This window comes from Flavobacterium sp. GSP6, from assembly GCF_003984855.1.
Classification (GTDB): domain Bacteria; phylum Bacteroidota; class Bacteroidia; order Flavobacteriales; family Flavobacteriaceae; genus Flavobacterium.
This window is the reverse complement of record NZ_RYDO01000002.1, coordinates 19,218-43,693: the sequence shown is the minus strand read 5'-3', so window position 1 is coordinate 43,693 and position 24,476 is coordinate 19,218. Positions and strand designations below refer to the sequence as shown.

The 24,476-nt window shown below is 35.9% G+C and carries 15 protein-coding genes and 1 tRNA gene; 7 read left to right on the top strand and 9 right to left on the bottom strand.

Annotated elements, in window-relative coordinates; translation table 11 throughout:
• Positions 1-29: 29 nt before the first annotated feature.
• Positions 30-3,086, bottom strand: coding sequence for a TAT-variant-translocated molybdopterin oxidoreductase (locus EKM03_RS02135; protein WP_126739809.1), 3,057 nt, complete (start codon positions 3,084-3,086; stop codon positions 30-32).
• Positions 3,087-3,115: 29 nt separating this feature from the next.
• Positions 3,116-4,450 (bottom strand): c-type cytochrome, encoded by a 1,335-nt coding sequence (locus tag EKM03_RS02130; RefSeq protein WP_126458406.1) that lies wholly within the window; start codon positions 4,448-4,450, stop codon positions 3,116-3,118.
• 215 nt (positions 4,451-4,665) lie between these two features.
• On the opposite strand from EKM03_RS02130, the gene EKM03_RS02125 reads away from it, so the two are divergent.
• Positions 4,666-5,055, top strand: a complete 390-nt coding sequence (locus EKM03_RS02125; RefSeq protein WP_126458404.1) for an SPOR domain-containing protein — start codon at positions 4,666-4,668, stop codon at positions 5,053-5,055.
• 440 nt (positions 5,056-5,495) lie between these two features.
• Here the strand turns inward: EKM03_RS02125 and infB are convergent, their stop codons facing one another.
• The 3 genes from infB to rimP all read right to left on the bottom strand — a co-directional run bounded on the left by infB (position 5,496) and on the right by rimP (position 10,237).
• Positions 5,496-8,393 carry a translation initiation factor IF-2 gene (gene infB / locus EKM03_RS02120; protein ID WP_126562646.1) on the bottom strand — a complete coding sequence of 966 codons (2,898 nt, stop codon included), beginning with the start codon at positions 8,391-8,393 and terminating at the stop codon, positions 5,496-5,498.
• Between the two features lie 112 nt (positions 8,394-8,505).
• Positions 8,506-9,759, bottom strand: coding sequence for a transcription termination factor NusA (nusA, locus tag EKM03_RS02115; RefSeq protein WP_126453830.1), 1,254 nt, complete (start codon positions 9,757-9,759; stop codon positions 8,506-8,508).
• Positions 9,760-9,772: 13 nt separating this feature from the next.
• Entirely contained in the window at positions 9,773-10,237 is a 465-nt protein-coding gene (rimP, locus tag EKM03_RS02110) for a ribosome assembly cofactor RimP (RefSeq protein WP_126459084.1), read from the bottom strand.
• Between the two features lie 176 nt (positions 10,238-10,413).
• Between rimP and EKM03_RS02105 the strand changes: the two genes are divergently transcribed.
• Positions 10,414-11,238, top strand: a complete 825-nt coding sequence (locus EKM03_RS02105; protein WP_126453832.1) for a universal stress protein — start codon at positions 10,414-10,416, stop codon at positions 11,236-11,238.
• A gap of 119 nt (positions 11,239-11,357) precedes the next feature.
• Here EKM03_RS02105 and EKM03_RS02100 read toward each other — a convergent pair.
• Positions 11,358-11,428, bottom strand: a tRNA-Gln gene (locus EKM03_RS02100).
• Between the two features lie 238 nt (positions 11,429-11,666).
• On the opposite strand from EKM03_RS02100, the gene EKM03_RS02095 reads away from it, so the two are divergent.
• Both EKM03_RS02095 and EKM03_RS02090 read left to right on the top strand, forming a co-directional pair.
• On the top strand, positions 11,667-14,948 hold the full coding sequence (locus EKM03_RS02095; RefSeq protein WP_126739808.1) for a DUF2723 domain-containing protein: 3,282 nt from the start codon (positions 11,667-11,669) through the stop codon (positions 14,946-14,948).
• 72 nt (positions 14,949-15,020) lie between these two features.
• A complete protein-coding gene (locus EKM03_RS02090) occupies positions 15,021-15,656 on the top strand; it encodes a polysaccharide deacetylase family protein (RefSeq protein WP_126739899.1) in 636 nt (211 codons plus the stop codon).
• 5 nt (positions 15,657-15,661) lie between these two features.
• On the opposite strand, the gene EKM03_RS02085 is transcribed toward EKM03_RS02090, so the two are convergent.
• Together EKM03_RS02085 and EKM03_RS02080 are read right to left on the bottom strand one after the other, a co-directional pair.
• On the bottom strand, positions 15,662-15,958 hold the full coding sequence (locus tag EKM03_RS02085) for a co-chaperone YbbN (RefSeq protein ID WP_126458398.1): 297 nt from the start codon (positions 15,956-15,958) through the stop codon (positions 15,662-15,664).
• Positions 15,959-16,022: 64 nt separating this feature from the next.
• Positions 16,023-17,267 (bottom strand): metallophosphoesterase, encoded by a 1,245-nt coding sequence (locus EKM03_RS02080; RefSeq protein ID WP_126563421.1) that lies wholly within the window; start codon positions 17,265-17,267, stop codon positions 16,023-16,025.
• Positions 17,268-17,596: 329 nt separating this feature from the next.
• On the opposite strand from EKM03_RS02080, the gene polA reads away from it, so the two are divergent.
• The 3 genes from polA to EKM03_RS02065 all read left to right on the top strand — a co-directional run bounded on the left by polA (position 17,597) and on the right by EKM03_RS02065 (position 22,096).
• Entirely contained in the window at positions 17,597-20,437 is a 2,841-nt protein-coding gene (gene polA, locus EKM03_RS02075; protein WP_126576924.1) for a DNA polymerase I, read from the top strand.
• Between the two features lie 304 nt (positions 20,438-20,741).
• The gene (locus tag EKM03_RS02070; RefSeq protein ID WP_126458390.1) at positions 20,742-21,650 is read left to right on the top strand and encodes a pseudouridine synthase; all 909 of its coding nucleotides are present in this window, start codon (positions 20,742-20,744) and stop codon (positions 21,648-21,650) included.
• A gap of 65 nt (positions 21,651-21,715) precedes the next feature.
• Positions 21,716-22,096 (top strand): nuclear transport factor 2 family protein, encoded by a 381-nt coding sequence (locus EKM03_RS02065; protein WP_231507426.1) that lies wholly within the window; start codon positions 21,716-21,718, stop codon positions 22,094-22,096.
• 78 nt (positions 22,097-22,174) lie between these two features.
• Here EKM03_RS02065 and EKM03_RS02060 read toward each other — a convergent pair whose 3' ends face one another.
• Complete coding sequence (locus EKM03_RS02060) at positions 22,175-24,322, bottom strand: M3 family metallopeptidase (RefSeq protein ID WP_126739807.1); 2,148 nt, start codon at positions 24,320-24,322, stop codon at positions 22,175-22,177.
• Between the last annotated feature and the right edge of the window lie 154 nt (positions 24,323-24,476).

Below are 24,476 nucleotides of genomic sequence, written 5' to 3'. Positions count from 1 at the left end.
ATTGATTCTTAATTAATTCTTTTTTTGTACTAAGTATTTCTAACTTTAACGTGATAAATCACATTAGGTTTTGTTCCAACATGCTCCAACAAATGATACATCCTTTCGTCAGCAACTAAGGCAGCCACTTCCGCATCTTTATCATTTATATCTCCAAATTTCATTGCTCCATTAGAACAAGCATTTGAACATGCCGTTTGGAATTCACCATCAATGATTACTCTTCCTTCGTTTTTAGCTTTCAAAATAGTTGCTTGTGTCATTTGAATACACATTGAACATTTTTCCATAACTCCACGAGAGCGAACATTAACATCCGGATTCAATACCATACGTCCTAAATCATCATTCATATGATAATCAAATTCACTGTTTTTGTTGTATAAAAACCAGTTAAAACGACGTACTTTATACGGACAGTTGTTAGCACAATAACGCGTACCAACGCATCTGTTATAAGCCATATGATTTTGACCTTGACGCGAGTGTGAAGTTGCCGCTACTGGACAAACTGTTTCACAGGGTGCATGGTTACAATGTTGACACATTACTGGCTGAAAGGAAACTTGAGGATTATCACCTGCCTTTTCCATTTCATTAAATGTAGATAATGAACTTGATAAACCTGCTATATTTTCTTTTCTTTCGTTATCACCTTCAAAAGTACTTTCGGAAGAATAATACCTGTCAATACGCAACCAGTGCATATCACGACTTCTTCTAATTTCAGCTTTCCCTACTACAGGAACGTTATTTTCAGCATGACATGCTATCACACAAGCACCACAACCGGTACATGAATTTAAATCTATAGAAAGATTAAAATGATGCCCGACAGAACGATCAAATGAAGACCACAAATCTACCTTAGTAGCTTCTACCTCCTTATGATCCAATGACACCATAGGTTGAGGATTCCAAATTTGAGCATCTTTTGTATTAAAAATTTCTAAAGATGTTTCTTTTATAATATCCCCTCTTCCCATCAATGTTTTCTGACCTTGAACACAAGCAAACTCATGTTCACCTTCAGCTTTTACCAAGGTTACTGATTGTACATTATTGAAACCTTTATATAAAGAATAGGCATTTAAACCCACCATCATTTCTTCCTTCAAAGCCGCTTTGCGACCGTACCCTAACGCCAAGCCAATAGTACCAACAGCCTGACCCGGTTGCACAATTACAGGAACATTTTCTAATTTAATTCCGTCTGCTGTGGTAATGCTAGCATAACTTCCGTTTAACCCCCCATTAGCAACAATTTCATTCGAAAGATCATATTTCTTAGCATCAGCATTCGAAACCGTAAGATAGTTATCCCAAGAAACTCTTGTAATTGGATCCGGAAATTCTTGTAACCAAGGGTTGTTTGCTTGTTGTCCATCCCCTAAACCAGTTTTGGTGTATAAAACAAGTTCTAGTCCTTCAGAAGCTTTTGATTGTGCCAAAGCAGTTGCAGCAGCACCATAATCAGCAGAACCTGCAGCTACAGTTGGTACAACACCCACATAAACACCATCATGCAACACTTTATTCCAAGAAGAACCTGCTATTATTGCCGAAGCATTCCCTTTAATATAATCGTAAAATGTACCAGTCATTCCATTTAAAGACAACAATACATCCTGAAATTGTTTGGTATTAAAAAGAGGACGGATCGTAGGCTGAGTAATCCCATAAGTTCCTTTGGTGAAACTTACATCATTCCATGATTCCAAATAATGAGGAACAGCTGCTGCAATTGTACTTACTAAAGCCGTTTCATCTTCTTTCAAAGAAAAAGATACTGATGTATCAACTTTCTTCAGTGCTTCAACAAAAGAAGTGCTGTCTGGTAAAGTATAGACTGGATTAACACCACTCATAATCAACGTATGAACACTTCCTGCTTTCATATCATTAATTAATTGATTCACTTTTTCATTTGAACCTTTTCTGATTTGTCTTACACCAGAGGTAGTAAAAGCCTCACTGGCCAATGCTTGATTGACAGCCAAAACTACTAACTGAGCATTTTTATCTTGAATACCAGAAACTAAAACTCCTTTTGCACCAGCAGCTTTTAACTGCTGAGCCGCTTTAGTAACTTCAGCTTTAAATTTATCTTCTAAAGTTACGCCAACAGAAGAACCTGTTACCACATTATAAATATGAACTAACGCTTGCTTTTGATTAGCCGTAGACATTGGCAAACGTTTATCAGCTGCAGCACCCGAGAGTGTCATATTAGCTTCTAACTGAAAATGACGAGACATTTTTCCTGCTTTTGGCACTCTTCCTTGCGTATAACCCGAATCATAACCCCCGCCTTGCCAGTCTCCAAGAAAATCAGCTCCAACAGAAACGATAAGAGATGCTTTTGAAAAATCATAATTAACTAAAGCTCTTTCTCCATAAACAGTTTCAAAAGCATCTAATGCTTCCGAAGAAGAAACAGCATCGTAAACAACATGTTTCGCATTTGGATTTTTGGCAATAAATTCAGCAATAAGCTTTTCTGATGATGGACTCGCCAATGTATTAGTCAAAAGCACCACTTGCCCGCCTTTTGCAGCAGCAGCAACGATACTAGACTTTATTTTAGAATCAACAGCAGACCAAGCCGCATTTTTACCTTCTATCTTTGGCTCCTTCAAACGCATACTGTCGTATAACGAAAGAATAGAAGCATGAATTCTTGCATTAGCACTAAACGCAGCACCTTGAATAGTATTATTATCTATTTTAATAGGGCGCCCTTCACGTGTTTTCACCAAAAGATTTGCAAAGTCAAAACCATCAAAAACTGACGTTGCATAATAATCGGCTACTCCGGGGATAATTTGTTCCGGCTGAAGCACGTAAGGAATAGACTTGTTAACCGGTCCTTCACAAGCCGCAAGCGTGGCTGCTGCTGTGCTAAAACCAACGTACTTTAAAAAATCACGACGTGATGTTGACGAAGATGACAAAGTACCATCATTTCCTAAAAATTCATCCGTAGGAATTTCTTCAACAAATTCGTTATTTCTAAGGGCCTCAACAACAGAACTATTTTGATCTAGCTCTTCAACACTTTTCCAGTATTTTTTGTTTGATGACATATATAAATATTAAAATCTTAATAATTTGATTAATAATGGCATTTACCACATTCTAAACCTCCCATTTGAGCCGCAGTCAACTTGTCTACACCGTATTTCTTAGAAAGCTCCTCGTGAATCTTAGTATAATATTCATTGCCTTCCATTTTTACCTCAGTTTTCCTGTGACAATCAATACACCAACCCATTGTTAAAGGAGCGAATTGTTTTTGAATCTCATATTCTTGTACTGGACCGTGACAAGTTTGACATTCAATACCAGCCACCGTTACGTGTTGCGAGTGATTAAAATAAACAAAATCCGGCAAGTTATGAATACGAACCCATTTTACAGGCTGTGTTTTACCTGTGTACGTTTGAGTTGTTTGATCCCAACCAACTGCTGTATATAATTTCTGAATTTGCTCATCATAAAACGCCTTACTGTATTCAGGAGTAGCTGTTGTTTCAGCAACTTCAGCAATATTCTTATGACAATTCATACAAACATTCAATGAAGGAATTCCAGCATTCTTACTAACTCTTGCCGAGGAGTGACAATACTTACAGTTGATCTCATTATCTCCAGCATGTATTCTATGAGAATAATGAATCGGCTGAACTGGCGCATAATCCTGGTCAACACCAATTTGCATCAGATAACCATATACAAAATACGCACTCGCCAACAACAAAAACACAGAAGTAACCAATACTAAAAACTGATTTCTAACAAACGATTTCCAAATAGGTGTTGTTGGAGTTTTTGGAGCAACTTCAATACCATTTGCTTTTGCTACTTTAGTTAACACATTATTTACAAGAAACAACATTACCACAAGAACTAACATCACCAAGGACAAAGCCCCTAAAATAATATTATTCGAAACCCCACTGCCTGCATCAGCTGTTCCTGGAACCGCCTCAGTACCTGAAGCTACTGCAGGAGCCTCCGCTTTTGGCTCTGAAGTGTAAGCAATTATATCATCAATATCAGCATCCGATAATTGAGGAAAAGCAGACATTACGGCCTTGTTATTTTCCTCATAAACTTTTACAGCTTGAGCATCTCCTGATTTGATAAGATCTGAACTATTACGAACCCACTTATGAAGCCATGAAGCATCATATTTAGCACCCACGCCTCTAAGAGCCGGTCCTGTTGCTTTCGCATCAAGTTTGTGACATGCCGCACAGTTAGCATTAAAAAGCTCTTTACCCTTAACCGGATCAGCACTTTGTGAAGTAGCTGTAGCATCCGCAGTAACATCCGCTACTGCTGGAGTAGCTTCTTGAGCAAATGAAGTAAAGGAAACAGACAGCATTAAAGCTATGCTAAGAATTAATTTCCTTGAGATCGAATTATGGTTACCCACCTTTTTCATATAGTATAATGATTATCTACTAAAAATTGGCACAGTTTTTTCTAATTATTTTTATAAAAACTGATCCTTTATTTTAAACTTGCACAAAAATACGACTTAAGAACTACTCTCAAAACCTTAAAATAGTCTTAATTTCAATTTATATCTATTCTAAATAATATTCTGAGTTTAGTATGATTTATTAAATAGTACTTTTACACAAAAACAATCACATTATGAGAATTTTAGCCTCCAAAAAAGCTTTTTTTATCACTATTGCATTTTGTATATCTTATATACATGCAATTGCACAAGACAAAAACTTAACCGTTAATCAAGACCCTAAATTTGAACAATTACTAAATGAAAAGAGAAAAACAAATATTTCTAATGCTATAAATGACCAATATAAAATTCAAATATTTAGTGGCGAAAGTGAAAAAGCAAGAAACACTCTTAATCAATTTAGACAACAATTTCGAGATATTGACGGCACCATTATTTTTTTTACTCCAAACTACAAAGTTTGGGTTGGGAATTTCAAAACACGAATTGAAGCAGAACGAAATCTAATAGAGATCAAAAAAAGCTATTCCAATGTACATTTGATAAAGCCTAACAAATAAAACAGCATCAGTAATCATGCATCTCCTATTTAAAAAAAACCACTTCAAAAGTGGTTTTTTTGTTTTTATAATTGGATTAAAAAAAACCAAAGACAATTGAAAAATAGCAAAATTATCCTCTAATAAACTTAAAAAATATTCAAATTATATAAAATCAAGCTCTCTATTATTTGAAATAAGCAAAAAACTTTAAATCAGGATGACATAAACGAATAAGCTCAGTTCAACACAAACTCCTATCCCACTCTCGATTAAATAAAAAATCGCGTTTTACTAACTGAAATAAAAAAAAGTTGTCACTTTTCCTTAACAAATAAAAATCAGTGTTAAAACAAAAAACTTTTATTCAGCCATTAAAAAAGCTTTTCAAGACTAAACCTGTCTTTGTTTAAAACAAAAAAATCCCGACTAGTCGGGATTTTAATTAAAACAATATAATTCTATTTCAATTTCTTCTTAATTGCTACCTCATGGTAAGATTCAATAACATCTCTTTCTTCAATGTCATTATATCCCTTGATCTGAATTCCACAATCATAGCCTTTAGCAACCTCTTTAACATCATCTTTGAAACGTTTCAATGCTATCAGTTCACCTGTATGCACCACCACACCATCTCTAATGATTCTCATTTTAGCGCTTCTGGAAATTTTACCGTCCATTACCATACAACCCGCAATAGAACCTACTTTAGAGATTTTGAATATCTCTCTAATCTCCGCTGTACCCAAAATTTCTTCTTTCATTTCTGGAGCTAACATCCCTTCCATGGCATCTTTCAAGTCATCAATTGCAGCATAAATAATAGAATAGTAACGGATATCAATTTCTTCTTTATCTGCTAATTGTCTTGCGTTTCCAGCAGGACGAACATTAAATCCGATGATGATTGCATCCGATGCCGAAGCCAACATTACGTCAGTTTCTGTAATTGCACCAACCCCTTTATGAATAATATTAATTTGAATTTCTTCGGTAGATAATTTAGAGAACGAATCAGACAATGCTTCAACAGAACCATCCACATCTCCCTTAAGGATAATATTTAATTCTTTAAATTGACCCAATGCTATTCTACGTCCAATTTCATCCAATGTAATGTGTCGTTGTGTACGTACAGACTGCTCACGCATCAATTGAGAACGTTTTGAAGCAATTTGTTTGGCTTCTTTTTCATCTTCAAAAATATTGAACTTATCCCCTGCAGTGGCTGCTCCATCAAGACCCAGAACAGAAACCGGAGTTGAAGGTCCCGCAACTGTAACTATATTCCCTCTTTCATCATGCATGGCTTTTATCTTACCATGATGCTTCCCTGCTAACATATAATCACCAACTCGTAACGTTCCATGCTGTACTAATATGGTAGAAACATATCCTTTTCCTTTATCAAGAAATGCCTCAACCACTGTACCTTGAGCCGCTTTATTTGGATTTGATTTTAAATCTAAAAGTTCCGCTTCTAACAATACCTTCTCTAATAATTCTTTGACACCTGTACCAACTTTTGCAGAGATATCATGAGATTGAATTTTCCCACCCCAATCTTCTACTAGTAAATTCATACCCGCTAATCTTTCTTTTACTTTTTCAGGATTGGCATTAGGCTTGTCAATTTTATTAATGGCAAATATAATAGGAACGCCTGCTGCTTGAGCATGACTGATCGCTTCTTTCGTTTGTGGCATGATGTCATCATCCGCAGCAATCACAATAATTGCAATATCCGTAACTTGAGCACCACGCGCACGCATCGCTGTAAAAGCTTCGTGACCCGGTGTATCTAAGAATGCAATTTTTTGTCCGTTATCCAAAGTTACTCCGTAGGCACCAATATGTTGTGTAATTCCTCCAGACTCCCCTGCGATTACGTTTTCTTTACGAACGTAATCCAGTAACGATGTTTTACCGTGATCTACGTGACCCATTACCGTAACAATAGGCGCTCTGAACACTAAATCTTCTTCTCTATCTGCAACAACCTGAATTGCTTCTTCAATATCTACCGTGATAAATTCAACTTCATAACCAAACTCATCCGCAACGATTGTCAATGTTTCCGCATCAAGACGCTGATTCATGGTAACCATGATTCCAAGCGACATACAAGTTCCAATAACTTTTGTAATTGGCACATCCATCATGATGGCAATTTCACCAACGGTAACAAACTCAGTAACCTTAATCGTTTTGCTTCCTTCGTCTATGGCTCTTTGCTCGTCATCTGATTTTTGACGGTGCGTATCTCTTTTATCTCTTCTATATTTAGCTGCTTTAGATTTACCTCCTTTTCCTTGAAGTTTTTCTAAAGTCTCTCTAATTTGGTTTTTTACTTCTTCTTCCGTAGGCTCTACTTTAGCAACAATAGCAGGTCTGTTTCCTCTTACGAAACCAGGTCTTGCACTTCTGTTAGCATTAAATCCGCCACCACCAACATTTGGCGTAATCTTGTTAGGATTTGGCGCTCCCGGAACTCCTGGAACTGCAGGCGGCCTAGGAACTCCTGGTTTAGGAGCAATCCTTTTACGCTTGTTTTTATTTGCATTAGCCGCAGCCGATCCTGGAGCACCCGGTTTATTAGGAGTGATTTTAGGTTCTTCTTTTTTCTTTTTTGGTTTGTTGAATTGTGACAAATCAATGATCTGCCCTGTCAAAGTAGTTCCTGATAATTTTTGATATTGCGTTGTGATGGTTTCATCAACAGGCACGTCATCAGTTTTAGCAATTTCCGTTTTCACTACCTCTTTTGGTTCAGCAGGGACTGCTTTTACAGTCTCTTTTTTTACCTCTTTAATTCCAACAACCGGTTTTATCTCTTTTTTATCTGAAACAGGTTTTTCATCTAAAGGTTTTTCTGGCGACAGTTTTTCTGTTGAAGCTTCTTTTTGAATTGCTTTCACCTCAGCTACTTTAGCAACTGGAGTCTCCACTTTTTCAACCGCTTTCACAGGAGTGACGATGGAAGGTTTTTTAGGATTAAGATCAATCTTACCTACCTGAACAGGACCCGCTATAACTGCTCTCGCTTTTATAACTTCTTGCTGTTTCAGACGCTCTTCCTCAATCTTACGTTTGTCTTCGATTTCTTTCTCTCGTTCTAAACGCAAAGCCTCTTTTTCTTTTCTTTTTTCTTCCCCAACTTCTTTCGAAGCTTCTTTATTCCCTTTGTCACCTGCAAACTGACCGCACAAGACATTGTATACATCATCAGAAATTTTTGTGTTTGGGTTTGCTTCAATAGCTATCCCTTTATCTTTTAGATAATCCACAGCTCTTTCCAAAGAAATATTCAATTCCCTTAAAACTTTGTTTATTCTAATAATTCTCTCTTCAGACATAAAACCTTTTTATTATTACCTTTTTTGTTATTCCTCACTTTACTCCCGACTCGATACCTACCGAGCAAGAATTAATTGTAAAATGGCATGTTTATCGTTGAAGACTCAATGACTAACTGTCAAATTCTTCTTTCAATATTCTCATTACATCCAGAATCGTTTCCTCTTCCAGGTCTGTTCTTCGTACTAAATCTTCTACATCTTGTTTTAAGATACTTTTTGCAGTATCCAATCCAATTTTTGCAAATTCTTCAATAACCCAGTCTTCAATTTCATCTGAAAACTCTGTTAATTCAACATCATCATCATCAGCGGTAGCACCAGCAACATCACCTTCACGAATAACGTCTAATTCATAGCCCGTTAATAAGCCCGCTAATTTGATATTGTGTCCCCCACGACCAATCGCTTTTGAAACTTCTTCAAGCTTCAAGAAAACCTCTGCTCTTTTAGTCTCTTCATTGATCTTGATCGAAGATACTTTTGCAGGGCTTAATGCTCTTGTGATAAACAATTGAATGTTGCTTGTATAATTGATAACATCTATATTCTCATTACCTAATTCACGCACGATTCCATGAATACGAGACCCCTTCATACCTACACAAGCCCCCACAGGATCTATTCTGTCGTCATAAGAATCAACAGCTACTTTTGCTTTTTCGCCGGGTATCCTAACCACTTTCTTTACCATGATTAAACCATCAAATACTTCCGGAATTTCTTGCTCAAACAATTTTTCCAAGAACTTCTCCGAAGTTCTAGACATAATAATTTGAGGTTTATTTCCCTTCAACTCAACGCTTTCAATTATCCCTCGGACATTATCACCCTTGCGGAAAAAATCAGAAGGTATTTGTTTTTCTTTTGGCAAAATAATTTCATTGCCTTCATCATCAACTAAAATCACAACTCTTGGACGCACATGGTGCACTTCGGCGGTGTAAATATCTCCTATTAAATCTTTAAACTGCTTGTAAAGATTGGTGTTATCGTGTTCATGAATTTTAGAAATCAAATTCTGACGCAAAGCTAAAATTGCTCTTCTTCCTAAATCAATTAATTTAACTTCTTCAGAAACCTCTTCTCCAATTTCAAAATCAGGCTCTATTTTTCTAGCTTCAGTCAATGTAATTTCAAGGTGATCAAAATCCAAGTCTTCATCCGCAACAATTACTCTTCTTTGCCAAATCTCCATATCTCCTTTATCAGGATTTATAATGATATCGAAATTATCATCTGAACCGTATTTTTTTTTCAATGCATTTCTAAATACATCTTCTAAAATTGCCATAAGCGTTACACGATCAATAAGTTTATCATCTTTAAACTCTGAGAATGAATCGATCAATGCTAAATTTTCCATGCGAATTCTTTAATTAAAATGTTACTGTAACAATTGCTTCTTTAATGTCTCCATAAGGTAGTTTAAGTTCTTTTTGAACGGTCTCCTTCCCTTTACCAATCTTTTTTGGCTCTCTTGCTTCCCATGACAAAATTACAAAATCATCATTAGCTTCCACTAATTCCGCTTCAATTATTTCTGCTCCAGTTTTCACAATCAATGTACGCCCTATATTTTTCTTGTATTGTCTGATCAATTTCAATGGAGATCCTACTCCTACCGAAGCCACTTCTAAAGAAAAATCCTGCTCCTCACGGTCCAGGTTATTGTCTAGTGAACGGCTCACATCAATACAATCCTGAAGCGCTACTCCATTATCTCCATCCAAGGTCACAATAACCTTAAAAGCATCCGTGATAATCAGGTCTATCAAAAAAATTGACGGCTTCTCTAACAGGCCTTCTGCCAATAACGTGTTTACTTTCTCTTTAAATGTCATATGCTTATAAAAAGAGGGGACATTTAGTCCCCTCATTATCTAGATTTTAATAAATAACGGTGCAAATATAGTGTTTTTTTTTATAAACCAAAATAATCGATTGCTCTAAAATAATTTCTTATCTTTAATGAACAATTCAAAACAACAGTTTTACCATAATTTAACACGCTGTAATTATGAAACGTATTTTAGTCCCAACCGATTTTTCTGATCATGCCGGAAACGCTCTAAAAGTGGCTGCTGTAATTGCAAGAAAAAACAAGTGTGAAATATTCCTATTGCATTTGTTAGAACTCCCAAACCACATGAATGACTCTGTTACTGGAGCAGACATTACTCCGGCGCTTATGTTGTTCATCAAAAAAGTTAACGAAAACCTTCAAAAAATAAAAGAACAGCCCTATTTGAAAGGAATTCCGGTACATGTCTCTGTACAATTTGAAAAAGCTTTTAGCGGTATTTTATCCTTTAACAAAAAGAATAAAATTGATTTAATCGTTATGGGCTCTCATGGCACTTCAGGCATTGAAGAAATCATTATTGGCTCTAATACTGAAAAAGTGGTCCGACTCTCCGAAATTCCAGTTTTAGTTATAAAAAAAGATGTAGGTAAATTAAAATTTAAAAATTTCGTCTTTGCCTCTGATTTTTCAAAAGAAGCTAAAAAGCCTTTTAAAAAAATGATGGAGTTCGCGAAGATCTTTGATGCCAATTTGTTTTTAGTCATGATTTGCACACCCAATAGTTTTAAGACCACTCTTGCTGCCGAAAAGGTGATGGGCGCTTTTATGGCTGAATTTGATCTTCCAAACTACTCCTCACATCTATTTAATGATGCAAATATTGAAAGTGGAATAATCAATTTTTCAAAAACAATAGATGCTGATTTAATTGGCCTTTGCACTCATGGCAGAACTGGTTTAGCGCATTTTTTTAACGGAAGCATCAGTGAGGACTTAGTAAACCACACCACCAGACCTGTTATCACTTTTAGAATTTAACTCCTTTTGGCTTTGCAAAAACAACTAACCAACTTCACTCTCTTATCTCGAAAATCCCAACAAACACTACTCAGAATTTTATCTATAAAAAAACCTCTCAGGAATTGAGAGGTTTTTTGTTGGTCTACAAGGACTCGAACCTTGAACGACTGCACCAAAAACAGTTGTGTTACCATTACACCATAGACCAGCAGTGCTGCTAAGCGAGTGCAAATTTAAAATAATATTTAGTTTGCACAAATTTTTTTTGTCTTTTTATTAAAAAAATAACAACAAAAAATAAAATCAGCTGCAAAGCATCTCAAAAGAGCTTTACAATCAATTGATTATTGAATTTTATTACTTTTCCAGAAAATAGTGTTAATGCTACTAGGGTTAAATAAAAAAACATTTTCTTTGTAACTTACATTTAAACTAAATTTTAATACATGGACAAAGGAACATTCAACTTCAATAAATGGAACACAATTGTTGGTTGGTTAACATTTGGAATCGCATTATTAACTTACACTTTAACTGTTGAGCCTACTATGAGTTTTTGGGATTGTGGCGAATACATTTCCACCGCAGCAAAACTTCAAGTTGGCCACCCTCCGGGAGCTCCTTTATACCAGATGATTGGCGCTTTTTTTGCCATGTTTGCATCAGATGATCAACACATTGCCTTAATGGTAAACATGATGTCTGTATTCTCGAGTGCCTTTACTATTTTATTCCTTTTTTGGTCTTCGTCCATTCTTCTAAAAAAATTGATTTCCCGATTTTCAGAGACTAACAGAAACAATGAAATCGTTATACTAGGAAGTTCATTTGTTGGTGCTTTAGCCTTCACCTTTTCAGATAGCTTTTGGTACAATGCTGTCGAGGCTGAGGTTTACGCCATGGCATCCTTGTTTATTGCCCTATTGTTTTGGCTGGGTTTACGCTGGGAGCAAGACATGAATACTCCAAGAGGAAATAAGTGGTTATTGATTATTTCTCTTGTTGTAGGACTTTCCTTTGGGGTTCACTTTATGGCATTACTAACAATTCCCGCAATAGGTTTTCTTTATTTTTTTAAAAACTATAAGGTAGTAACAGTTAAAAGTTTCCTTATTGCAAATGTTGTAGTAATTGCTATTTTGTTGTTTATTTTCAAATTGCTACTTCCTATGACCATGGGATTCTTTGGTAAAACAGAAGTTTTTATGGTCAATAGTTTAGGACTGCCGTTTGACTCGGGCACTGTGTTTGTTACAATAGCTTTGATTGCTTTCTTTTACTTTGGATTGAAATACACCAAACAAAAAGGGTTTGTGTTCTACAACACCATAATTCTTTGCATCCTTTTTATTTTAATTGGTTTCTCGACATGGATGATGCTACCCATTCGAGCAAATGCAAATACTGTAATCAATGAAAACAAACCGTCTGATGCCCGCGAAGTTTTAGCCTATTACAATAGAGAACAATATGGCGTAAATGCATTGTTCTATGGTCCACAATACACAGAGAATTTTGCCGGATTAGATGCCAATAATCCTTATTTAGACAAAGCACCCAATTATGAAAGAGATTATAAAACAGGGAAATATGTTATTGTCAATAATTATAAAAATGCTTCCCAAAATTCAGATGATAATCACAAAACCATTCTGCCAAGAATGTGGAGCGATGGACATATTGAAAATTACATGAATTTTACCAATCCGCCTCAATTCAAATTAAATCCTAATTATCCTTACGAGGATGATTTAGCAAAATACGGTATTGATGCCAGTCAGCTTAGTGAAGAAGATTATAATAAAGCGATTGCTCAACTCAAAAATGAAACTCAAAAAATAATTTCTGAATTCAGACAAGCCTACGCGCAAAAACAAATTGACAACGAAGGATATGTCACCTTCCTAAAAAGTTATGGTGACTATTTGATTGTTGAAAAACCAACAACTGCGGACAATCTAGGTTTTATGGTAGAGTATCAATTTGGATACATGTATTGGAGGTACTTGATGTGGAATTTTGTTGGCCGTCAAAATGATGTTCAGGGACGATACGATTATCTGGATGGCAACTGGCTCAGTGGTATAAAATTCATTGATGAATTGCATTTAGGAAGTCAGGACAACTTACCATCGGATGTATTGAACAACAAAGGTCGGAATGTATATTTCTTTTTGCCTTTTATTCTGGGCCTTATTGGACTTATGTATCATGCCAATAAGGATTTAAAAAGCTTTTATGTTTTGCTTGCCTTGTTCCTTTTTACGGGAATAGCCCTGAAAATTTATTTGAACGAAAGACCTTTTGAACCTCGAGAAAGGGATTATGCACTGGTAGGCTCCTTTTATGTATTTGCCATCTGGATAGGCTTTGGTGTTTACGCCTTGTATGAAAGTGTCAAAAAACATCTCGCTCCAAAAATAGCTGGCCCTCTCCTTATCGCATTAAGTTTAGTAGCAGCACCAATGCTTATGGCGTCACAAAACTGGGATGACCACGACCGTTCCGGCAAATATACCGCCTTGTCTATGGCAAAAGCGTATCTTACCTCGTGTGACCCTAATGCCATTTTATTCACCATTGGAGACAATGACACTTTCCCGCTTTGGTACGCACAGGAAATTGAAAAAATAAGAACCGATGTCAAAATTGTAAACACCAGTTTATTCATGACGGACTGGTATATCGATCAAATGAAAACCAAAACATACGAATCAGACCCGGTACCGGTTTCGTTTACACACGAGGAGTATGTGGGAGACAAATTAGACTATGTGGCTCATATTCCAAAAATTGAAAGTCGCTGGGATATAAAAGATTTTATCGATTTTATTAAAAATCCTAAATCAACGGTAGGAATGCAAAACGGACAAACCATCCATTTTTATCCAACCAATAAGATTCGGATTCCCGTTGACAAAAAAACGATCATACAAAACAAAGTAGTATCCCCTAAATACAATGACTCTATAGTGCCTTATATTGACATAGACATCAAAGGGAGTGCGTTGTACAAAAACAGATTGATGATGCTTGACATTGTTGCTAATAACAACTGGAAAAGACCAATTTATTTTAGCGGTGGTGCTTATGATAGCGAAGACTACATCTGGATGAAAGAATACCTTCAACTCGAAGGTATGGTATACAAACTAGTTCCAATAAAAACCCCAATGTCCAAAGATGGAAGTCTACTTGAAATGGGACAAATAGACACTGACAGAATGTATGCAAAGGTCATGAAATGGGATTGGGGAAATAGTGATAGTCCTTCTATTTATCATGATCCAGAAACCAGAAAAAATAGCATTACCTACCGAAACAATCTGTCAAGATTGATGAATCAGTTAATCCTGGAAGGACAGAAAGAAAAAGCCAAAAAAATCATTGATTTAGCTATGGCAAAAATGCCTTTGGACAGCTTTGGCTATTATTCATTAGTAGAACCTTTTGCGGGGGGCTATTATAAAACTGGCGAAAAAATAAAAGCCGAACAATTATTGGACCGATTAGTCTTTAAGTACCAAGAAAACCTCAACTATTATGGCAATCTTAAATCTTCTGAACAAAGCAGTATTGCAATTCCAATCATAACTGATATTGAGCGCTACAGAAGCCTCTTGCAAGTCATGAAAGAAAATGGCGATCTCGCATTTTACAATAAGAACAAAATTGTCTTCAATACGTACATCAAAATGTTTGAACGTTTTGGACGCGACAAAGAGTAATATTAGAGAGCCATTAAAAAAATAGCGACATTTTTCAATGTCGCTATTTTTTTTAATTTTAAAATGAAAAAAATGAAATTGTACTGGACAAAGACCCATTCGATTATAAAAAAAATATTCTCTAATTATAGTTGGGATGTCTCCAATACAGGAAATACTGTATACCTTACCTTTGATGACGGCCCCATTCCAGAAGTTACAGAATGGGTTTTGGTGGAATTAAAAAAATACGGAATCAAAGCCACTTTTTTCTGTATTGGAAATAATATCGAAAAAAATTCTGAAATATTCAAAAAGGTGATTCGGGAAGGCCACACCATAGGAAACCACACTTTCAACCACTTAAATGGCTGGCAAACAACTACTGATACGTACATCAAAAACACGAAACAAGCTCAAGAAGCGATTGAAAACCACACCCATCCAGACGCTAAACTTTTTCGCCCTCCGTATGGAAAAATAAAAAAATCGCAATCAAAAAAACTACAAAAACTAGGGTACAAAATAATTATGTGGGATGTCCTGAGTGCTGATTTTGATGCCACAATATCTAAAGAAAAATGCCTGAATAATGTGTTGTCAAATGTAAGACCGGGGAGTATTATTGTTTTTCACGACAGTATAAAAGCGTTCAAGAACCTACAATACGTGTTGCCAAAAACACTAGCTTATTTAAAAGAAAATAATTTTAAGTGCAACCCTTTATAAAAATATTACAATTGTTCCTGAACGAGACTAATTATCGTATTGGCGTCAAGTTCTCCGGACTGTCTCCAGATCATCTGACCTTGTTTATAGATCATCAACGTAGGCAACCCTTTGATCCGCAAAGCATCCGCTAATTCTTGATTTTTATCCACGTCAATCTTAATGACTTTCGCTTTATCGCCAAGGGCCGCCGCTACATCTCTGATCACAGGATGCATTAAAACGGAGGATTCATTCCACTCCGTATAAAAGTCAATTAATACCGGAATTTTAGTATTTATAAGTTCTCCAAATTTTGACATAAAACCAAAAATTTAATTTTTAAAATTCACTAAACAGAGATATTATTTTTACAAATGTAGCATTTTAAACGAATTCTGCTACATTAGTGCCTTTTTTTAGTTCGATGACCGTTATTTCCGGCATGATTCCTACTCTTCCGGGAAAGGCATGAAAACCAAATCCCCTATTTACATAAACGTATCTTCCCATGTTTTCATATAAGCCGGCCCATTGTTTGTATACGTATTGCGCCAAACTCCATTTGAAATAACCGGGAATTTCGATTCCAAATTGCATTCCGTGTGTGTGCCCGGAAAGCGTAAGGTGGTAGTGTTTATCATCGTGCTGCACCACGTGCTCCCAATGGGAAGGGTCATGGCTCATCAAAATCTTGAAATCTTCCTTCTTCAACTGCCCCGAAGCCTTATTCAAATCTCCGGCCTGCTTGAAATTATGTCCCCAGTTTTCGACACCTACTAATGCTATTTTGGCATCTCCTTTCTCGATAAACGTATGCTCATTCAGCAATAAATCAAACCCAATTTCTCCGTATAAATTTTTTATTGCCTTAAAATTATCTGCTTTTGCGGCTTCACTTGGCCAGGTTACATATTCTCCGTAATCATGATTCCCCAAAACGGAATATTTGCCATATTCATGTTTCTTAATTCGGTTGAATGTTTCTATCCAAGGATGCATCTCTTTGGCGTGCGTATTGACAATATCTCCAGTAAACAGAATCATATCTGAATTTTGCTCATTTACCAAGTCAATCGCATAATTAATTTTTTCCGGGTCATCAAAGCTTCCACTATGAACATCGGATATTTGAGTAATTTTAAAACCATCAAAAGCATCCGGTAAATCCGGAAAAAAAATACGCTGCCTGATCACTTTGTAATTGTATTTCCCAATCGTGACTCCATATATCAAGGATAAAAACGGAACCGCCGCTAACCCTAATCCTATTTGACTGATAAACTTTCTTCTGGAATTAAGGAAATCAGTACTCTTGTCATAATCCACGAAAAAATTTAAGGCTCCAGCACCTACTCTAAAAATGTCTTCCCCTATTAAAATTAAGGCTAAAATTAATTTTGGAACATAAACAATAAGCAACAATCCCATACTAAACATGAATTGCTGGGTTTGTCCTACGCTACGGTCAAATTGCATTAAAGAATACACGATATATATTAAAACTAATAGGCTTATACCCTGAATTGAAAACAATATTAGTTTTGATTTTATCAAAGTTTTTAAGATCTGAAAAGTATACAGCTCAATAATAAGTAGAATTGAACACAAGAATACGACACGGAAAATCATTTTTAATCAAATTTTACACAAAATAACAAATTAAGAAAATAGTATGCGTTTTTATTAATCTAAATTTAACTAAAATTACATTAAATCAACTTGAAACAGCTTAGCTGAAATAGAAAAACTTAATTTTAAATAAAAAGCAAAACCGTTATCGTACAAATTATTCGTGCTTTATTTAATAAACAAGTTTAACAAATATAAAATCGCTGCACCTAAGCCCCTGTTTCTCCTATTTTATTTTAAAAAACATAGTGAAATTGATTTGAAGAAATATTTCATGCCTTTATCTGACAAGTTTTGTACTTTTGAAAACTTTACAAAAATTACAATTCATGTCACAACAAAAACGCCTGTTTCTTCTTGATGCCTATGCCTTAATCTTCAGAGGCTATTATGCTTTTATAAAAAATCCACGGATCAATTCTAAAGGAATGGATACATCCGCCATTATGGGTTTTATGAATTCATTGATGGATGTTATAAAAAGAGAAAAACCAGATCATTTAGCCGTTGCTTTTGACAATGGTGGCAGCCAGTTGAGAAATGACATCTTCCCGGAATACAAAGCCCATCGTGATGCTACTCCGGAAGCCATAAAAATTGCTATTCCTTATATCCAAGATTTACTGAAAGCCATGCATATTCCTATAATAGAAGTCAAAGGCTATGAGGCTGATGACCTAATTGGGACCATTGCCAAACAAGCCGAAAAACAAAATTATAAAGTTTTTATGGTCACCCCGGATAAGGATTTTGCACAACTTGTTTCTGAAAACATATTTATGTACAAACCTGCCCGAATGGGGAATGGAATAGAGATCTGGGGAATTCCTGAGGTTTTGGCAAAATTTGAAATTGAACGCCCGGATCAGGTAATCGATTTCCTTGGAATGATGGGTGATGCAGCGGATAATATTCCAGGACTTCCCGGGGTAGGCGAAGTCACTGCAAAGAAGTTTCTAAAAGAATTTGGAACCATGGAAAATCTTTTAGCTAATACGGATAAGCTGAAAGGAAAAATGAAAGAGAACATTGAGGCGAACAAGGAAAAAGGATTATTATCTAAAACCTTAGCCACAATTTTACTGGATTGTCCCGTTATTTTTGATGAAACGGACTATGAATTATCCACTCCTGATGTCGAAAAAACAGACGCACTGTTCAACGAGTTAGAATTCCGCCGAATGGCAGAGCAGTTTGACGCTATATTCAAAAAAGGAGCGACTGCGACAGCCAATAACCCGGTTGATGAAACTAAATTATATAAAAAAACACAACCTAAAACTGAAGAACAGTTTGATCTTTTTGGAAGTGCCATTCAGGAAGATTCATCAGAAGAAACACGCCATCAATATTATAGTTCATTAGCAAATACAGAACATTCGTATCAGATAATCCAAGGGGATTTAGGGCTGAAGTTGCTGTTGCAAAATTTACAAAAACAAGCTTCAGTATGTTTTGACACCGAAACAACTGGTCTAGATGCTTTGCATGCCGAATTAGTGGGGATTTCGTTTTCTTTCGAAAAAGGAAAAGGATTCTATGTTCCTTTTCCGGAAAATCAAGAGGAAGCACAAGTTTTAATCGAGAAATTTATTCCTTTTTTCGAAAATGAAAACATCGAGAAAATTGGTCAGAATTTAAAATACGATTTAAAGATACTCTCTAATTACAAGGTTACCGTAAAAGGAAAACTATTCGATACCATGATTGCACATTATCTAATCAATCCGGATATGCGTCATAATATGGATATTTTGGCAGAAACATATTTAAAATATTCCCCGCAATCTATTGAAACTTTAATTGGAAAAAAAGGGAAAAACCAGAAATCAATGCGCGACGTTGAACTGGAAGAAATCAAAGAATATGCGGTTGAAGACGCTGATGTAACTTTGCAACTCAAGGAAATATTCACTTTAGAATTAGACAAAACCGGCACCAAAAAACTTTTTGAGGAAATCGAAATTCCATTGGTACCTGTTTTGGCCGCTATGGAAAAAGAAGGAATCCGCGTAGATGTCGATTTCTTGAAATCCCTGTCGAAAACCTTGGATGATGATATAAAGATACTGGAAGCAAATATTTATGAAACTGCCGGTGAAAAATTCAATCTCGCTTCCCCAAAACAACTGGGCGATGTATTATTTGACAAATTGAAAATTGGAGGAGCCAAACAAAAGAAAACCAAAACCGGTCAATACGCAACCGGAGAGGAAATCTTAAGCTATTTAGCCGCTGAAAACCCAATTGTAAAAGACATTCTGGATTGGCGACAATTGATAAAGCTGCAAAACACGTATGTTGATGCTTTACCCAACCAAGTTGACAAAATCACGAACCGCATACACACCGATTATATGCAAACCGTTGCGGCAACAGGACGATTGAGTTCGAATAATCCCAACTTACAAAACATCCCGATTCGAACCGAACGTGGCCGACAAATCCGGAAAGCATTTGTGGCACGAGATGAAAATTACACATTGGTTTCTGCAGATTATTCCCAAATAGAATTGCGGGTAATTGCTGCATTAAGCGGTGAAGAAAACATGATCAAAGCCTTTCAGAATCACGAAGACATTCACAAATCTACTGCTTCAAAAGTCTTTAATGTTCCGCTGGAAGAAGTGACTCGCGAGCAACGAAGTCATGCCAAAACGGTCAATTTCGGAATTATATATGGTGTTTCGGCTTTTGGATTGAGCAATCAAACTAACTTATCTCGTAAAGAGAGTGCTGATTTGATTGAAGCGTATTACCAAACCTATCCAAGATTAAAGTCTTATATTCAGGAACAAATAGATTTTGCAAGAGAGAACGGCTATGTGCAAACCATCCTGGGCCGTCGTCGTTATTTGAAAGATATTAATTCTCAAAACGCCATTGTTCGAGGTGGCGCAGAACGAAATGCGGTAAACGCACCAATTCAAGGCAGTGCTGCTGATATCATCAAAATTGCAATGATTAATATTCACGGAAAACTAACCTCTGAAAATTGGAAAAGTAAAATGTTGCTACAGGTTCATGATGAGCTTGTGTTTGATGTGCATAATGATGAACTCGAAAAAATCAAACCGATGATAAAATATGAAATGGAACATGCTTTCAAGTTAAATGTTCCACTAGAAGTAGATCTTGGTACTGGCAAAGACTGGCTGGAAGCGCATTAATAACTGCTTGAAATATCCCAGAAAGATTGCATCTAATAGTACAATTAGCGCTTTATTGCGGCAGTATTTCACTATTTCATTCCTGATAAAACGAACAAAAACAACTTATGAAAATAGCAAGATGACTAGATTTTTTTTGTTTTAAAAAGAAAAGGGGGAACAGTAGAAATCGAGAGCCAGCTCTAAAAAGCGAATTTAATTTTTTTTTAATTCGCTTATTAACAAGCCAGTTACCTTTTTTATAATTGCCATCTATTGATTCTCAATTATATAAATACTATCTTTGCGCAAATTAAGGAATATTATGAATAATAAGCAAGGCAACAATAAAGGAAGTGGTGCTAGAACAAATAGTTCAAGACCAAGTTCTAACAAGCCAAAACCTGCGATGCAAAAACGGGCACAAGGGCCAAAAAAAGTTAAAATAAATACTAAAGTTGTAGCTGTCGATACGGATAAAGTAGAAAAAAAACCAAATCAAGCTCCTAAAAGACCAAAGGTAAAAGACGAAATCCGTTTGAATAAATACATCGCCAATTCTGGGGCATGCTCGCGTCGTGATGCGGATATTTACATTCAATCCGGAACTGTAAAAGTAAATGGAATTCCCGTTATCGAAATGGGATATATGGTAAAACCGGGAGACGTAGTAAATTTTGACGGAGCCACTTTGACACCGGAGAAAAAAGTATACATCTTATTGAACAAACCAAAAAACTTTACTACTGCGATGGACGAAGGTCAGGAATATCGTAATGTACTGGAACTAGTAAAAGGCTCTACAACAGCAAAAATTGGCGCTATTGGGAGAATGGACAAGAATACAACTGGTTTACTATTGTTTACGAATGATACGGATATGATTCGTAAATTTACGTTACCAAGTCAAAAATCATCTAAAATCTACCAAGTTTCATTAGATAAAAACTTGAAATTTGAGGATTTAGAAAAAATAAACAAAGGACTGACTCTTGACGGACACCGTGTTTTTGTGGAAGATGTAAGCTACATTGACGGAGAAGCGAAAAGTGAAATTGGATTACAGTTGAGATCCGCTAACGTGAAAGTGGTTCGTAATATTTTTGAACATTTCAGTTATGATGTGTTGCGTATTGACAGAGTTGCTTTTGCTGGTTTGACTAAAAAGAATTTACCAAGAGGAAACTGGAGATTGCTTACTGAACAAGAAATTATCAATTTGAAGAACGTTTAATATTTCTTTGAAATTATAAAATTAAATCCCTTTTGCGTAGCAAAACGGGATTTTTTTAATTAAAAATGCAAATTAAAATTAGTATGATGCCAGAAAAATTACAATCTATAGCTTTTAAATGGTTTGAAACTTTCAACAATAAAGAATTAGAAAAACTATTGTCTTTGTATGATGACGATGCTGTGCATTTTAGTCCAAAACTAAAAATATTCAAACCCGAAAGCAACGGTTTTGTCACCGGCAAAGAAGCCTTGCGAGAATGGTGGAAAGATACTTTTGAACGTTTGCCGAGTTTGAATTACAATGTAAAATCGCTTACCGCAAATGGTGACCGCGTTTTTATGGAATACATACGAACGGTAGCCGGTGAAGAAGATTTACTGGTAGCAGAAGTATTAGATATCAGAGAAGGTAAAATAATTGCTTCCAGAGTGTATCACGGATAAGCCTTTTTTGAAGGACAATAAAAAACCCTACAACACATTATTTGTATTGTAGGGTTTTTGCTTTAGAACAAAATTATTTTATCCTTTTATCTTTTTAAATACTTCTTCTTTTTTGTCCAAACCACGTTTTCTCAACAGCGGTTCAATACTTGGCTCCGCACCGCGGAAACGTTTGTACAAAACCATCGGATCTTCTGTCCCTCCTTTTTCCAAAACATTCTCACGGAATAATTTGGCTTTTTCAGGATTGAACAAAGTAGTTGTTTTGAACGCTTCAAAAGCATCCGTATCTAAAACTCCTGACCATATATAACTGTAATATCCGGAAGAATATCCTCCAGAAAATATATGACTGAAATACGTACTTCTGTATCTTGGAATAATAGATGCAATCAAACCAATTTTTGTCATTGCTGCTTTTTCGAAAGCGTTTGCATCAACGGTAATGTCTTTGGTTTGAGAATGGTATTCTAAATCCAATAAAGAAGCTGCTAGATATTCTGTTGTAGTAAAACCTTGGTCAAAAGTCCCTGCTTTTTTTAATTTATTCACCAATGTTTCTGGAATCACTTCCCCAGTTTTATAATGCTTTGCATACATTTTTAAGACCTCTGGTTCAGCTGCCCAATTCTCCATAATTTGAGAAGGAAGTTCTACAAAATCTCTTGGAACACTTGTTCCTGCTAAACTTTTATAGGTCACATTAGACAGCATTCCGTGTAAAGAATGTCCAAACTCGTGAAAGAAAGTCGTAACCTCATCAAATGTCAAAAGTGCTGGGGCATTCGCTGATGGTTTAGTAAAATTACAAACAATAGAAACTACTGGAGCCACGCGTTTTCCGTCAACCGTTTTTTGAGTTCTGTACGAGGTCATCCATGCACCGCCTCGTTTGGATTCACGCGGATGAAAGTCCATGTATAAAACACCCAAATGGGTTCCGTCTTTCTCAGTCACTTCCCAAACTGTAACATCTTCATGGTATTTTGGAACATCCGTCAATACTTTAAACTGAAGCCCGTATAGCTTTTCGGTTACTTGAAAAACGCCTTTTCTAACATTTTCTAAACTGAAATACGGCTTTAATTCTTCTTCGTCTAAATCAAAACGTTCTTTTCTGATTTTCTCCGTGTAATACCTCCAGTCATACGGCTGTACGGCACCTTTAATTCCTTCTTTAGCCATCATTTTCTGAATATCGGCAGCTTCCGTTTTAGCAATTTTCAAAGCTGGTTTCCACAAATCATTCAATAGCTTATTCACATTTTCGGGAGTTTTAGCCATTGATTCTTCCAAGACATAATTGGAATGTGATTTATACCCTAATAATCGTGCTTTTTGCCCACGAAGATTTGCTAATGCTATTGCATTCTTTTTATTGTCAAATTCATTATCTTGATTACCTCTAGTCTGGTAGGCATTCCAAATTTGCTTGCGCAATTCTCGATTAGAACTGTATTGCAGAAATGGCATCACACTGGAATTAGAAAGGGTAAAAACCCATTTTCCTTCTTTGCCTTTTGCTTTGGCATCAACAGCTGCAGCATCAATTAATCCTTGTGGCAATCCGGACAAATCTTTTTTGGCATCAACAACCAACTCGTATGAATTAGTCTCCGCCAAAATATTCTGTCCATACTTTAAACTGGTCAGCGAAAGATCTCCGTTTATTTTACGCAATATTTCCTTGTCAGCATTTGATAAATTGGCTCCACTACGAACGAAATCTTTGTACGCATTATCCAAAATTTTAGCCTGTTCTAAATTCAGTCCCAAAGTTTCTTTTTTGTCCCAAAGCGTTTTTACTTTTGCGAATAATTTCTCGTTCAGGTAAATATTATCTCTGTGCGCGGAAAGATTTGGTGCCATTTCTTTGGCAATATTCTGAATCTCTTTATTGGTATTCGCCGAATTCAGATTAGAAAAAACCGTATTCACATTCGATAATAATTCCCCTGCATTTTCCATGGCAAGAATAGTATTCTCAAAAGTAGCGGGTTGCGTATTATTTGCAACAGCATTAACCTCCGCTTGATGGGTACTAATTCCCTCTAAAATCGCGGGCTTAAAATGTTCGTTTTTAATTTTATCGAAAGGCGGCACATTAAACGGCGTGTCGTAAGCCTGAAAAAATGGATTCATACTAGTGTTCTCTTGTTTTTCTTGTGCTTCAATTGTTAGCATATTTCCGATAACTAACAAAATAAAAAAGGATTTTTTTCTCATTTAGGTGTGATTAATTAAAAAAGTAAATTTAGCAGAAATCTACTAAAAACAAACTGTACGATGGCGCGTTAACTAAATTTTATGACAAATAAAGATGTTTTTACAAACGAAAAACTATTCTTATATTTGAATTTGAAAAAAAAACAATAAATTA